This is a genomic window from Leucobacter musarum subsp. musarum (assembly GCF_001273845.1).
In the GTDB taxonomy this organism is placed as follows: Bacteria; Actinomycetota; Actinomycetes; order Actinomycetales; family Microbacteriaceae; genus Leucobacter; species Leucobacter musarum.
Genome location: NZ_JHBW01000062.1, coordinates 35224 through 48282 on the forward strand (window position 1 = coordinate 35224; position 13059 = coordinate 48282).

Here is a 13059-nt window from a genome sequence, read left to right on the forward strand (position 1 = left end):
GGTGAGATCGAGCAGGGTCAGTGCGCGTCAGCCTGGCCCTGCTCGATCCATTCCTTTTCTTTCTGCACCCACTCGTTGTCTTCGGGGAACTCGTCGGCCCCGGGAATGCGGCGCACCTCGAGCTGATTGCCCGGGTCGAGCGGAGCGCGCGCGGCCCACTCGGCCGCGTCGTCAATGTTGGGCACATCGATGATCCAGTACCCGTTGAAGCGGGACTCCGTCGTGCCGTACCCGCCCTCGATGATGGTGGGCGGGGTGGTGGAGAAGTCGACGACCCGGCCCTCTGCGGCCGGTGCAAGCCCGCCGCCGCCGGCCATGACGCCCGCCTCGATCATGGCCTCGTTGAAGCGGCCGACCCGCTCGATCATCTCGGTGAAGGGAACCTCGGCCGCGGCGGCCAGGGCTTCGTCGGTCGCACGCATGATGAGCATGAACTGCATGGGGTCTCCGTTCGGCTGGGGCCACGCCCGTGGTCGGTGGTTCTGACTCTGACACGGACCACCGACACTGGCAAGGCTCTGAACGCCAGAGTTGCACCGGCGCCTCGAGCGCGACGCCGTACAGTGGAGGGGTGGCGACCATCTCGGACAAGCACAGCCGCCTGCTGCGGCTGCTCGCCGACCGCGACGACTGGGCCGGGGCGCTCGAACTCGCCGATGCGCTCGGCGTCAGCACTCGCACCGTGCGCAACTATGTCTCGACGCTGAAGCAGGATCACGGGGACGCACTGATTGCATCGTCGGATCGCGGCTACCGCATCGAAGCCGCTGCGTTCGCGGCACTATCGCTGCCTCGAGAAGACGGCGCCCGACGCCCGGTGCGCACACTGCAATTCGCTCAAGCGCTGCTCGATCCGACGGACGACCAGGCGCCGACCGTCTCAGACCTGGCCGAGCGGTTCCACGTCAGCGATCCAACTGTCGAACTCGAACTCCCGTCGCTGCGCTCCCTCCTGGCCGAGCACGGCCTTTCCCTCGCGCGTGTCAGCGGGCGATTGGTGGTGCGCGGCGACGAGCCGGAGCGCCGTCGCCTCATCGCTCGGATGCACCGCGACGCGCACGCCTCGGGGTACCTGAATCTCGCGCAGATCGCTGCCGAGTTCGGCGTTCCCGGTCTCCCCGCTCTGAACCGCGAGTTGAGTGCGGCTCTCGACGCCAACGGCTTCCAAGTCAACGAGTTGACGCTGCCCGACGTACTCCTTGAATTCGTGGTCGCTGCGGTGCGCATCCGTGCGGGGCGCGTGCTCGATCGGCCGGTGCGCGAGGAACTGGCGCCGCACGAGCAGCTGCTGCGCGAGATCTTGCAAACATTGCTGGAGCGCCACGTCGCGCCAGCAATCCCGGAGGCCGAGCTCGTGCAGGCCACGGTGATGCTGAGCTCGCGGGCCGCGACTCCGACGGTCGCGCGTCACCTGGGGGCCGGGGGCCCGTCGCCCGAGGTCGAGCACGTCGTTCGCGACGTCGTCGCCACGGCCGCGCGCAACTATTCGGTGCCGCTCGACGGCGAGGAGTTCTTGCAGCGCCTGACCGCGCACGTGTCGAACGTGCTCGCCCGATCCCGCGATCGCGCCGTGCAGCACAACCCGGTGACGGCTGCGATCAAATCGGGGTACCCCGTGGTCTACGACGTCGCCGTCTACATCGCGAGCGGTTTGCAGCAGGCCTTCGACGTGTCGCTCGACGACGACGAGATCGCCTATATCGCGCTGCACGTCGGTGCGCACATGATGCGCGACGCCGGCGACGAGTGGCCGGTGAGCTGCACGCTCGTGTGCCCGAACTACTACGGCATGCACCAGCTGCTGCGCGACCGCATCGAGGCCGCGTTCGGCACCGAGATCGAGATCGCGGCGGTCGTCTCGAGCGCCGAGGCTTCGTGGGAGCAGCTCAGCACTGAGCTGATCGTGACCACGGTTCCCCCGTCGGCCTACAAAGACTCGGTGCTGCTCATCGAACCGTTCTTCTCAGACACCGACGTGCAGCGGCTGCGGCGCATGATCCGCGGCGTGAAGCGCCGTCGTCGGCGTGAGAGCACCCGACTGCACCTGCTGCAGCACCTCAGCCCCGACATGTTCTTCCGCAACCCGCCGGGTGTCGCGGATGCGACCGAGGCGATCACCGCGCTCGGGGCGTCGATGGCGGCCGCGGGCGTCGTGGACGAGCACTTCGTGCCGGGCGTGCTCGAACGCGAGCGCATGTCGTCGACGGTGTTCGCCGACGCCGTCGCGGTGCCGCACACGATGACGATGGAGGCGCGGCGCACCGCGATCGCCGTGCTGCTCTCGGATACGCCGATCGCGTGGAATGGTGCCGAGGTGCACCTGGTGTGCCAGATCGCGTTCGCCCGGGCCGATCGCGGCCTGTTCCAAAGCCTGTTCGAGCAGCTCGTTGGCGTGTTCTCCCAGCCAGGTCGCGTGACGCACCTGCGGCGCACGGTCACCGACTTCGAGAGCCTCGTCGAACAACTGGCGCTGCTCATCGACGAGCCGGAACCCTAGTGGCTCCGGCTCGCCGACGGGGGAGCGCTATGTGGCGGCGGATCCTGCCACGACCGCGACGAGCTCCGCGAACAGGGGGTCTCCGCCGGTGATGCCGGTCGTGCGTTGCACGAACTCTGCGGGTGCGAGCTCGGTGCGCAGGCGCTGCAGCTCGACGCTCTCGGGGTCGTCTGCGACGTCGAACGCGAGGAGCGCGTCGACGGCGGCGAGGAGACCCGTGGGCTGCACGCCGAGCGCCGCGAGTCGACTCGCCGGTTCGATGAAGCGCTCGTGGCGCGAGAGCTTGCGCAGCGGCTGCCGCCCAACGCGCTGCACGGTGTCGGTGAGGTGCGGGTTCTCGAAGCGCACGAGGATGCGCTGCAGATAAGCCTCCTGCTCGTCGGGGTCGAAGCCGTGCTCGCGCACGAGCAGCTCTTTCGTCTCGCGCAGTGCGGCGAGCACTCGCTCGCGCACCTCCGGGGCGACAATCGCCTCAGAGATCGCTGAGTACCCAGCGCGACGCCCCACGTATGCGGTCGTCGCGTGGCCCGTGTTCACGGTGAACAGCTTGCGCTCGATGTACGGCTCGAGGCGCTCGACCCAGGTGACGCCGGGGATCTCGGGCCGGCCGTCGCCGAACGGACCCGACTCGATCGCCCACTCGAAGTAGGTCTCGACGGTGACGTCGAGGCCCGCGCCCGGATCTTGCACGGGTACGATGCGGTCGACCGCCGTGTTCGCGAAGACGGCCCGCGCGGCGAGCGCATCCCACTCATCGGCGGGCACGAGCGCCCGCATTTGCTCGACCAGCAGGTCGGTCGCGCCGATCGCGTTCTCGCACGCGAGCACGGCGAGTCGGGGAGCGTCAGCGGGCCGCTCGCGCAGGCCCGCAATGATGTGCGGGGCGATGAAGCGCAGAATGTTCGGGCCCACCGCGGTGGTGACGATCTCTGCTGCGGCGATCTCGCGCGCCACCGCACCGGCGTCGGCGCTGCTGTCGATTGCCCGGAAGCCCGTCACCTCGTGGGTCTGCGACTCCGCGCCGACCTCGTGCACTCGGTAGCTTTCGGCGGCGGCCAACGCCCCGATCAGCTCCGCGTTGACGTCGGCGAAGACGAGCTCGTACCCGGCGCGGCCGAGCAGGAATCCGACGAAGCCGCGACCGATGTTGCCGGCGCCGAAGTGGACGGCGGTCACGCCGCATTCACCTCGCTCAGTGCGGCGGTGAGCGACTCGGCGTCGGGCAGTGCGAGCAGGCGCTCGACCGCGTCGGCATCCGAGAACAGCACCGCAATCTTCGACAGGATCTCGAGGTGCTCATCGCCCTGGCCGGCGATGCCGACGGCGAACCGCACGTCGTTGCCATCCCAGTCGATGGGCTCCGCGTACCGCACGAACGAGAGCGCCGAGCGACGAATCTCGCCCTTCGCCTCGTTCGTGCCGTGCGGGATCGCCAGGAAGTTGCCCATGTAGGTCGACACGGAGGCCTCCCGCTCGAGCATCGCGTCGATGTACGCCGGCGAGACGGCGCCCGCCGACTCGAGCAGCGCACCGGCTTCGCGGATCGCGGAGTCACGGTCGCGCGCGGTTCCGGCGGCGACGACGCTCTGCGGGCTCAGAATCTCAGACATGGGGTGGTTCCTTTCGTAGCGGGTGCGGGCGCTCAGGCCTGGTCGGCGGAGGATCGCCCGACCAGGTTGATCACGTCGTCATAGCGGGGGCTCGCCATGAAGTTCTCGACCGACACGTGCAGCGCCTCCGGAATGCGGGTGCGTGCGCGCTCGGTGAGGTCGCGGTGGGTGACGACGAGCTGCGCGTCGCCGGGGTTCAGGCTCGCGATGGCACGGTTAGTGACCTCGACGCCGGTGATCCCGGCCGACTTCAGCTTGTTACGAAGCACGGTGGCACCCATGGCACTCGATCCCATGCCCGCATCGCAGGCGAAGATGATCTTCGAGATCGGGGCGCTCGGGGCGTCTGCGCCCGCGGCGTCGGCCTCAGCCACGGCGACCGCAGCCGGAGTCGATGCGGCGGCAGTCGCGGCGCCGGAGCCCGCGAGGCCGCCGAGCACCGAGCTCTCCTTGCCCTTGTTGGCCTGCGTCTGGGCGATGGCCCCGCTCAGGTCGCCCGCGCCCTCCGTAGCCAGGTCGCGCTTCCGCGAGGCGCGCAGGATCACCGCGGCGATCAGGAACGACACGAGCGTCGACAGCACGACCGAGAGGATCACACCGACGTAGCTGTCGCTGGCGGTCTGGGCGAGTACCGCGATGATCGAGCCGGGCGCTGCGGGGGCGCGCAGGCCGCTGCCGAAGAGCGCGTTGGTCGCGACACCCGTCGCACCGCCGGCGATCGCAGCGATGATCATCATCGGCTTCATGAGGACGTAGGGGAAGTAGATCTCGTGGATGCCGCCGAAGAAGTGGATGATGGCGGCTCCCGGAGCCGAGGCGCGGGCCATGCCGACGCCGAAGATCGAGAAGGCGAGCAGGATGCCGAGGCCCGGGCCGGGGTTCGCCTCGACGAGGAAGAGGATCGACTTACCGGTCTCGAGGGCCTGCTGCGTGCCGATCGGGGTGAAGACGCCGTGATTGATGGCATTGTTGAGGAACAGCACCTTGGCGGGCTCGACGATGATCGAGAGCAGCGGCAGCAGCCCCATGCCGTAGAGCCAGTCGACCGCCGTCTCGAGCCACTTCGACACCGCGGCGAACGCCGGGCCGAAGGCGAAGAAGCCGACGATGGCCAGCAGCATGCCGAGGATGCCGGCGGAGAAGTTGTTCACCAGCATCTCGAAGCCGGCCTTGATCTTGCCGTCCCAGATCTTGTCGACCTGCTTCATGAGCCAGGCCGCGAGGGGACCCATGATCATGGCGCCGAGGAACATGGGGATGTCGGAGCCCACGATGACGCCGACGGTGGCGATCGTGGCGACCACGCCGCCGCGGGTGTCGTAGACCATGCGGCCGGCGGTGTTCGCGATGAGGAGGGGCAGCAGATAGGTGATCATCGGCCCGACGAGGCCGGTGTGCTCAGTGCCATCGGCGCTGGGGAAGCCGCCGAGCTCGGGAACGGGGAGGAAACCGTCCTTGATGAACAGGGCGGTGATGAAGCCCCAGGCGATGAACGCCGCGATGTTCGGCATGATCATGCCGGAGAGGAAGGTGCCGAATCGCTGCACTGCGATTCGGGTCCCGCCGCTGGCGGGAGTGGTCTGGGTGGTCATGCGTCGGTTCCTTCGTGATGGGTGTGGGTGATGGCGGCGCGGACCGCCGCCTGCGCCTCGGCTGCGCCGGACGCCTGCAGAGCGAGGGCCGCGAGGGCCTGCGCCTGGGTCGGGGTGTGCAGCGCCAGTTCGGCGCGCACATCTGCGAGCGCGGCCGGGGACATGGACAGCGAGGTGGCGCCGAGGCCGACGAGCACCACGGCGAGCAGCGGATCGGCGGCGGCTTCGCCGCAGACACCGACGGGCTTGCCGTGCGCGCGTCCTGCAGCGCCGACGCGAGCGACGAGCTGCAGCACGGCGGGGTGCCACGGATCTTGGAGCTGCGCCACCGAACCGAGCACGCGGTCGGCGGCGAGCGTGTACTGCGTCAAATCGTTCGTGCCGATCGATGCGAAGTCGGTGGCCGCGAGCACATGGTCGGCGAGCAGTGCTGCCGACGGCACCTCGACCATGACGCCGGCCGTGCGTAGGCCGAGCTCGTGGGCGAGCGCGGTGATGTACTCGGTCTCTTCGACCGTCGCGACCATGGGCGCCATGACCCACAGATCGGCGTCGGTCTCGGCATCGGCCGCCGCGAGTGCCGTGAGCTGGTCGCGCAGGATCGACTCGTGGGTGCGCAGTGCGCGAAGCCCGCGGACGCCGAGTGCCGGGTTCTCTTCGTGCGCGTCGTTCAAGAACGCGAGCGGCTTGTCGGCGCCGGCGTCGAGCAGGCGCACGACCACCTTCTGGCCCGGGAACCCGGCGAGCACGGCGCGATACTGCTCCTGCTGCTCGGCGACGGTCGGGGCGCGGTCGGCGTCCAAGAAGAGGAATTCGGTGCGGAAGAGGCCGACGCCCTCGGCGCCGAGCTCGACGGCGCGGGCGACACCCGAAGGGTTGCCGAGGTTCGCGAGCAGTGGCACGAGGGTGCCGTCGGCGAGAGCGCCCGGTGTGATGGGGGCCGAGGCGGCCTCGTCGAGTGCGCTGATGCGATCCTGCGCCGCCGCGACTTCTGCGTCTGTCGGATCGACGACCACGGTGCCTGCCGCCGCGTCGACGATCAGCGTCTGACCGTCGGTGATGCCCTCGGCGCCGCTGACCCCGACGAGCGCCGGGAGCGACTGCTCGCGGGCGAGAATCGCGGTGTGCGAGGTGGGCCCGCCCTCGCTGGTCACGAGGCCGAGCACCTGCGCCAGGTCGAGCAAGGCGGTGTCGGCCGGCGCGAGGTCGGTCGCCACGAGCACGAACGGGTGGCCCGGATCGGGAACGCCGGGTGCCGGGAGACCCTGCAGGCGAGCGCGCACCCGCTGCGAGATGTCGTCGAGGTCGGTCGCGCGCTCGGCGAGATAGCCGCCGAGGCCGAGCAGCATGTCGCGGTAGGCGGCGAATGCGGTGAATACGGCTGACTCGGCGGTGGCTCCGCCGTCGAGCAACTGCTGCACCTCAGTGCGCAGCGCGGGGTCGTTCGCCATCTGCGATTGCGCGAGGAGCACGCCCTGCGCGGCACCGCTGACGCGATCAGCGCGCTCGGCGAGCTCGGCTGAGACCCCGGCGAGTGCGTCGGTCGCGCGGCCGAGCTCGGCCTCCGCTCCGAGCGTGCTCGGCGTGCTCGCCGGAGCGGGCAACGGGTCGGGCATCCGGACGGCCGGGCCGGTGATGGTGCGGCGTCCGATGCCGGTGCCGGTCAGCTGCATGGGGTCCTCCTCGGAGACGGATGGATGGGGCCGCTGTGCGCGGCCCGGTGCGGGATCGGCCTCAGGCCTCGTCGTGGTCGGTTTCGAGCAGCGCGATGAGCGTGTCGAGCGCCGCCTCCTCGTCGCCGCCCGTGGCGGTGAGCACGACCTCGTCGCCGTGGTTGATGCCCTGCGAGAGCACACCGAGAATGCTCGCCGCGTCAACGGGTGAGCCGCCCGCCTTCTGGATGGTGACTGCGGATCCGGTCGCGGCGACCGCCTGCGTGAAGAGGGCCGCGGGGCGGGCGTGGAGGCCGTGTGCGGATCGGACGGTGGTGCTGCGTTCAGCCATGATCGGTGCTTTCTCGAGGGGAGCGGGGGTCGGGGAGGTGAAGTTCTGCGGCGATGCGTTGATGCGGCAGTGCGCCGGTCGCGTCGCCGTACTCGGCGTCGGTCATGACAATGACGCGTGCATCGGGGTGGGCCGTGCGCAGCGCGGTGGCCTCGGGCGCGAGATGCGGGCCCAGATAGACGAGCGCGGACGCGGTGCTTGACGAGAGCTGCTCGGGCAGCAGATCGAACGGGATCGCCGTGACGGAGATGGCCGGATCGTGCTCAGCAAGTCGGCCGCGGAGACGCAGGGCGATGAACTGGCTGGACGCGCCAGCGCCGCACACGAGCAGTACGCGCGCTTTCTCCTGCATGATTCCGCCTCCTTTGCCAGGGTCGACCTCATTGTGCTGCCGGTGCGGCGATGCTCGCCAATAAGGTCTTTTCCGCGCGGGCGGAAAATCTTCCGGAAACGACGGAAGCCTCGTTCCGGCGGTGGCCGGAACGAGGCTTCGAGGTGGTGCGTCGCCGGAGCGCCTACGCGCGGGTGGTCTCCCGTTCGGCGGCTGCAGACTGCTCAGCGGCGTCTGCCTGCGTGCCCTCGCGCTCGTCAGCGTCGTCGTTGCTGAATGCGACTCCCTGGCGCGGTGCGTTGTAGAGGTCGAGATCGAGGATGCCCTCGCGCTTGGCGACGATCGTCGGCACGAGCGCCTGGCCCGCGACGTTCACCGCGGTGCGGCCCATGTCGATGATCGGGTCGACCGCGAGTAGCAGGCCCACGCCCTCGAGCGGCAGGCCAAGCGTCGACAGCGTGAGCGTCAGCATGACGGTGGCACCGGTGGTGCCGGCGGTAGCTGCGGAACCCACGACCGAGACGACCACGATGAGTAGGTACTGCACGATGGTGAGATCGATGCCGAAGAACTGCGCAATGAAGATCGCAGCAACTGCGGGGTAGATCGCGGCGCAACCGTCCATCTTGGTGGTGGCGCCGAGCGGCACCGCGAAGGACGCGTACCCGCGGGGCACGCCGAAGTTGCGCTCGGTCACGCGCTGCGTCAGCGGCAGCGTGCCGATCGAGGAGCGGCTCACGAACCCGAGCTGCACTGCGGGCCAAACTCCCGAGAAGTACTGCTTGACCGAGAGGCCATGCGCCTTCACCAGGATCGGGTAGACGACGAACAGCACGAGCGCGAGACCGATGTAGAGCACGGCGACGAACCAGGTGAGCGACCCCATCTTGTCCCAGCCGTACTCGGCGACGGCGTTGCCGATGAGGCCGATCGTGCCAATGGGGGCGATGCGAATGATCCACCACAGCACCTTCTGGATGATGGCGAGCGCCGATTCGGTGAGTGCGATGAACGGCTCGGCCTTCTCGCCGATCTTGAGTGCGGCGATGCCGACCGCGACCGAGATTACGATGATCTGCAGCACGTTGAAGCTGGCGCTGCCGCTGAACGCGCCTTCGGTGACGCTGCCCGATACCCCGAGGCCGAGGAAGTTCGACGGGACAAGGCCGATCAGGAAGTTCCACCAGGTGCCGACCGAGTGCGGTGCCTCAGGGGTTAGTGCCGTCTGCGAGGCCGAGGCGCCCGGGCGGAAGGTCACGCCGAGCACGATGCCGATGGTCACCGCGATGAGGGCGGTGATCGCGAACCACAGCAGCGTCTGACCGGCGAGACGCGCGGCGTTCGTCACCTTGCGCAGACCGACGATGCTCGACACGATCGCGGTGAAGACGAGCGGAATGACTGCCGCGCGCAGCAGCGAGACGTAGCTGCTGCCGATGGTCGAGAGCGTCGCGTGCAGCCCGTTGGGGTTGCCCTCGGCATCGGGGCCGAGCGACATCGCGATGCCACCGAGCACGAGGCCGACGACGAGGGCTGCGAGGATCTGCCAACCGAAGTTGGTCATCCAGCGCGGAAAGCGGCGTGCCTGCTGAGGGGCTGCCTGGGTGGTGGACACGGTGAAGAATCCTTTCGACTGCGGGCGCGGGGAACCGCCGGCCGGTGGGCCGGAGAGCGCGCTCTCGCCAGTGACGGCGGTGCTGCGGTGTTCCCCCGATGAACCCCAACAGCCTAGCAACTCATTCAAGATTTTTATAGTTCACATCACCTTTGCTGATTCAATGCGCACTGGAATCGCGTGTGGTCGGTGCCGGGTACAGCGCGACGCGCAATTCGATTACTCTGGTCGCATGGCTGATTCTTCGTTTGACGTGGTGAGCAAGATCGACTCGATGGAGGTCGAGAATGCGGTGAACCAGGCCCGCAAGGAAGTCGAGCAGCGCTACGACTTCAAGGGCGTGGGTGCCGACGTGACCCTCACGGGCGAGAAGATCCAGATCAAGGCGAACACCGAAGAGCGCGCGAACGCGGTGCTCGACGTGCTCCACTCGAAGTTCATCAAGCGGGGCCTCTCGCTCAAGTCGCTCGACACCGGCGAGCCTTACGCCAGCGGCAAGGAGTACCGCATCGATTCCCAGCTCAAGGAGGGCATCGATCAGGCGACCGCGAAGAAGCTCAACAAGCTGATTCGCGACGAGGGGCCGAAAGGTGTGAAGTCGCAGATTCAGGGCGACGAGCTTCGCGTGTCCTCGAAGAGCCGAGATGATCTTCAGGCGACGATGGCGCTGCTCAAGGGCGCCGATATCGACGTCGCGCTCCAGTTCGTCAATTACCGCTAGTCCCTCCCCACGTTGAGCCCGCGCGCGTTACGGTGAGCGCATGCGAATCTCTTCTGTTTGCGCTGCGCTGGCGCTGAGCGGCGCGATCCTGCTCGCCGGCTGTGCAGCCGAACCGACGCCCGATCCCGTAGCGACCTCGGCGCCGCCGACGTCGGAATCGCCGTCGGTCACTCCGACCGCAACCCCGGAACCCACGCCGGAGCCCACGCAGACGCCCGCGCCCACACCTGATTCGTGGGTGCGTTCGGGTGACGCCCGTGGCCCGGTGAGTTTCGAGCTGCCACCGGGGTGGTCGCTCGTGCATCTGCCCTCGGCCTATGACGACATGGGGTTCTTTCAGGCACAGATCGTCGATGCGGCCGGTGTCGGCCAGCTCTACTTCTCCAACCGAGTGACGGGGATCGGTGGCGCATGCACGGGTGAAATGGCGACGCTGCACCTCGAGGAACTCGATTCGGCGCCGGTCGAGATCGCCGGGTTCGCCCCGGCCGCGGCCGATCCGGCCGGTACGCCGACCACTCCCGTGCGTTTCGTGTACCGGGTCTCGAACCTCGGTGACGGTGCCGTGGCCAGTCTGTCGCTCGCGAACTCGACTCCGCGTGATGCCTGCATGTACTACAACCTGCTGCTCGGGGGAGCGGTGGGCAGTGAGTCCACGATGGTGGTGGCAGCCGACTTCATGCAGGTCGACAGCACCTCGAGTGGTCGGAGTTTCGCGACGCGCGCTGAGGCCGAGGCATTCATGCAGTCCGAGGAATATGCGACGCTCAAGCGCATCTTGATGTCGATCCAGTTGCAGGCCTGAGAGTGGCACGACGCAAGCGCGGCGTCGCTACACTGACTGCATGATCGGCACCAATCTTCTCGGCCCCGAACCCACGTTGCTCGCTGCTGACACCGCGGTCGACGCCGCGCTCGAAGCGGGCCAGCCCGTCGAAACGGTCGTGCGGTCGCACCCCGAATCACCGCTGGCCTGGGCGCTGCTCGCCGAAGCCGCTGATGCTGACGGGCGTGAGCTCGAGTCGTACGCCTTTGCGCGGGTGGGGTACCATCGCGGGCTCGATGCGTTGCGCAAGTCGGGGTGGCGCGGTGCGGGTCCCGTGCCCTGGTCGCATGAGCCGAATCGTGGGGTGCTGCGCGCACTGTACGCGTTGCGCCGAGCCGCGGGGCGCATCGGTGAGCAGAGCGAGGTCGAACGCCTCACCGAGTTCTTGAACGGGGCTGACGACTCGGCGATCGACCGCATCGAAGCCGGAGACTGACGGTTGCGCGACGCGCGCTGATCCCGCACCCCGACCGTGCCCGTCGCACCGCCCAGGTCGGCGAAACCTCGCGTCTCGACGCCCCTTCGGTAGACTGGCTCGGTAACTGCCGATGTCGAAGGAAGGGGCTGAAATGCCCGCAGTGCTCATCACCGGTGCCCAGTGGGGCGACGAGGGCAAGGGTCGGGCGACCGACCTCCTCGGCAGCCGCGTCGACTACGTCGTCAAGTTCAACGGCGGCAACAACGCCGGCCACACGGTCGTGGTCGGTGACGAGAAGTACGCGCTCCACCTGCTCCCGTCGGGCATTCTCACCCCGGGTGTCACCCCCGTCATCTCGAACGGCGTCGTCATCGACCTCGAGGTGCTGCGCGGCGAGCTCGAAGCGCTCGGTGGTCGCGGCGTCGACGTCTCTCGTCTCAAGGTGAGCGCCAACGCGCACGTCATCACCGCCTACCACCGCACGCTCGACAAGGTCACGGAGCGGTTCCTCGGGAAGCGCCAGATCGGTACGACGGGGCGCGGGATCGGCCCGGCGTACGCCGACAAGATCAACCGCGTCGGCATCCGCATCCAAGACATCTTCGATGAGGGCATCCTGCGTCAGAAGGTCGAGGCCGCGCTCGAGTTCAAGAACCAGGTGCTCGTCAAGATCTACAACCGCCGCGCCATCTCGGCCGACGAGGTCGTCGAAGATCTGCTGAGCTACCGCGAGATGCTCGAGCCGATGGTCTGCGACACGGGCCTCCTGCTGCACGAGGCAATGCAAGACGAGAAGACGGTGCTCTTCGAGGCCGGCCAGGCGACGATGCTCGACATCGACCACGGCACGTACCCGTTCGTCACGTCGTCGAACGCGACCGCCGGCGGCGCGAGCACGGGCTCCGGGCTGCCCCCGCACGCGATCGACCGCGTGATCTCGGTCGTCAAGGCCTACACGACGCGCGTTGGTGCCGGCCCGTTCCCGACCGAACTCTTCGACGAGTCGGGCGACTACCTGCGGAAGCAGGGCTTCGAGTTCGGCACCACGACCGGTCGCCCGCGGCGATGCGGCTGGTACGACGCTCCGATCTCGCGCTATGCAGCACGCATCAACGGGGTGACCGACTTCGTGCTCACCAAGCTCGACGTGCTCTCGGGGCTCAAGACCATCCCCGTGTGCGTCGCTTACGACGTCAATGGCGTGCGGCACGATGAGATGCCGGTGAACCAGAGCGACTTCCATCACGCGAAGCCGATCTACGAGGAGTTCCCGGGCTGGAACGAGGACATCTCGGGTGCGCGCCGCTTCGAAGACCTGCCGCAGAACGCGCAAGATTACATCGTCGCGCTCGAGCGCATCAGCGGTGCGCGCATCTCGGCCGTCGGTGTCGGCCCCGAGCGGGAGCAGGTCGTGGTGCTCCACGACCTGCTCGATTGAGCGGCGG

General features: G+C 68.3%; 13 protein-coding genes. 5 read left to right on the plus strand and 8 right to left on the minus strand.

Annotated elements, in window-relative coordinates; all coding sequences use genetic code 11:
* Window positions 1-17 precede the first annotated feature (17 nt).
* Window positions 18-440, minus strand: coding sequence for a YciI family protein (locus CH42_RS00385; protein ID WP_053351242.1), 423 nt, complete (start codon window positions 438-440; stop codon window positions 18-20).
* 131 nt (window positions 441-571) lie between these two features.
* On the opposite strand from CH42_RS00385, the gene CH42_RS00390 reads away from it, so the two are divergent.
* Window positions 572-2497, plus strand: a complete 1926-nt coding sequence (locus CH42_RS00390; RefSeq protein WP_053351243.1) for a BglG family transcription antiterminator — start codon at window positions 572-574, stop codon at window positions 2495-2497.
* A gap of 27 nt (window positions 2498-2524) precedes the next feature.
* On the opposite strand, the gene CH42_RS00395 is transcribed toward CH42_RS00390, so the two are convergent.
* From CH42_RS00395 to CH42_RS00425, 7 genes are all read right to left on the minus strand, one after another.
* The gene (locus CH42_RS00395) at window positions 2525-3673 is read right to left on the minus strand and encodes a mannitol-1-phosphate 5-dehydrogenase (protein ID WP_053351244.1); all 1149 of its coding nucleotides are present in this window, start codon (window positions 3671-3673) and stop codon (window positions 2525-2527) included.
* Window positions 3670-4107, minus strand: a complete 438-nt coding sequence (locus CH42_RS00400; protein WP_053351245.1) for a PTS sugar transporter subunit IIA — start codon at window positions 4105-4107, stop codon at window positions 3670-3672. Before CH42_RS00400 ends, CH42_RS00395 begins: the two co-directional genes overlap by 4 nt.
* Window positions 4108-4139: 32 nt before the next feature.
* Window positions 4140-5699 carry a PTS mannitol transporter subunit IICB gene (locus tag CH42_RS00405; RefSeq protein WP_053351246.1) on the minus strand — a complete coding sequence of 520 codons (1560 nt, stop codon included), beginning with the start codon at window positions 5697-5699 and terminating at the stop codon, window positions 4140-4142.
* A complete protein-coding gene (gene ptsP, locus CH42_RS00410; protein WP_075205164.1) occupies window positions 5696-7372 on the minus strand; it encodes a phosphoenolpyruvate--protein phosphotransferase in 1677 nt (558 codons plus the stop codon). Before ptsP ends, CH42_RS00405 begins: the two co-directional genes overlap by 4 nt.
* Before the next feature lie 61 nt (window positions 7373-7433).
* On the minus strand, window positions 7434-7703 hold the full coding sequence (locus tag CH42_RS00415; RefSeq protein ID WP_053351247.1) for an HPr family phosphocarrier protein: 270 nt from the start codon (window positions 7701-7703) through the stop codon (window positions 7434-7436).
* Entirely contained in the window at window positions 7696-8055 is a 360-nt protein-coding gene (locus CH42_RS00420; RefSeq protein ID WP_053351248.1) for a hypothetical protein, read from the minus strand. The genes CH42_RS00415 and CH42_RS00420 overlap by 8 nt, the downstream gene beginning before the upstream one ends.
* 163 nt (window positions 8056-8218) lie before the next feature.
* Window positions 8219-9598 carry a dicarboxylate/amino acid:cation symporter gene (locus tag CH42_RS00425; RefSeq protein WP_053351363.1) on the minus strand — a complete coding sequence of 460 codons (1380 nt, stop codon included), beginning with the start codon at window positions 9596-9598 and terminating at the stop codon, window positions 8219-8221.
* Between the two features lie 283 nt (window positions 9599-9881).
* On the opposite strand from CH42_RS00425, the gene CH42_RS00430 reads away from it, so the two are divergent.
* The 4 genes from CH42_RS00430 to CH42_RS00450 all read left to right on the plus strand — a co-directional run bounded on the left by CH42_RS00430 (window position 9882) and on the right by CH42_RS00450 (window position 13052).
* The gene (locus CH42_RS00430) at window positions 9882-10370 is read left to right on the plus strand and encodes a YajQ family cyclic di-GMP-binding protein (protein ID WP_053351249.1); all 489 of its coding nucleotides are present in this window, start codon (window positions 9882-9884) and stop codon (window positions 10368-10370) included.
* 40 nt (window positions 10371-10410) lie between these two features.
* On the plus strand, window positions 10411-11175 hold the full coding sequence (locus CH42_RS00440) for a hypothetical protein (protein WP_156322417.1): 765 nt from the start codon (window positions 10411-10413) through the stop codon (window positions 11173-11175).
* A gap of 40 nt (window positions 11176-11215) precedes the next feature.
* Window positions 11216-11632, plus strand: coding sequence for a DUF3151 domain-containing protein (locus CH42_RS00445; RefSeq protein WP_053351252.1), 417 nt, complete (start codon window positions 11216-11218; stop codon window positions 11630-11632).
* 133 nt (window positions 11633-11765) lie between these two features.
* On the plus strand, window positions 11766-13052 hold the full coding sequence (locus CH42_RS00450; RefSeq protein WP_053351253.1) for an adenylosuccinate synthase: 1287 nt from the start codon (window positions 11766-11768) through the stop codon (window positions 13050-13052).
* The last annotated feature ends 7 nt before the right edge of the window (window positions 13053-13059 follow it).

Bases quoted from the DNA above. Each gene is read 5' to 3' on its own strand.
- CH42_RS00440 (WP_156322417.1), top strand. From the start codon at position 10,411: ATGCGAATCTCTTCTGTTTGCGCTGCGCTGGCGCTGAGCGGCGCGATC.
- CH42_RS00420 (WP_053351248.1), bottom strand. From the start codon at position 8,055: ATGCAGGAGAAAGCGCGCGTACTGCTCGTGTGCGGCGCTGGCGCGTCC.
- CH42_RS00450 (WP_053351253.1), top strand. From the start codon at position 11,766: ATGCCCGCAGTGCTCATCACCGGTGCCCAGTGGGGCGACGAGGGCAAG.
- CH42_RS00385 (WP_053351242.1), bottom strand. From the start codon at position 440: ATGCAGTTCATGCTCATCATGCGTGCGACCGACGAAGCCCTGGCCGCC.
- CH42_RS00425 (WP_053351363.1), bottom strand. From the start codon at position 9,598: ATGACCAACTTCGGTTGGCAGATCCTCGCAGCCCTCGTCGTCGGCCTC.
- ptsP (WP_075205164.1), bottom strand. From the start codon at position 7,372: ATGCAGCTGACCGGCACCGGCATCGGACGCCGCACCATCACCGGCCCG.
- CH42_RS00415 (WP_053351247.1), bottom strand. From the start codon at position 7,703: ATGGCTGAACGCAGCACCACCGTCCGATCCGCACACGGCCTCCACGCC.
- CH42_RS00405 (WP_053351246.1), bottom strand. From the start codon at position 5,699: ATGACCACCCAGACCACTCCCGCCAGCGGCGGGACCCGAATCGCAGTG.
- CH42_RS00430 (WP_053351249.1), top strand. From the start codon at position 9,882: ATGGCTGATTCTTCGTTTGACGTGGTGAGCAAGATCGACTCGATGGAG.
- CH42_RS00400 (WP_053351245.1), bottom strand. From the start codon at position 4,107: ATGTCTGAGATTCTGAGCCCGCAGAGCGTCGTCGCCGCCGGAACCGCG.
- CH42_RS00445 (WP_053351252.1), top strand. From the start codon at position 11,216: ATGATCGGCACCAATCTTCTCGGCCCCGAACCCACGTTGCTCGCTGCT.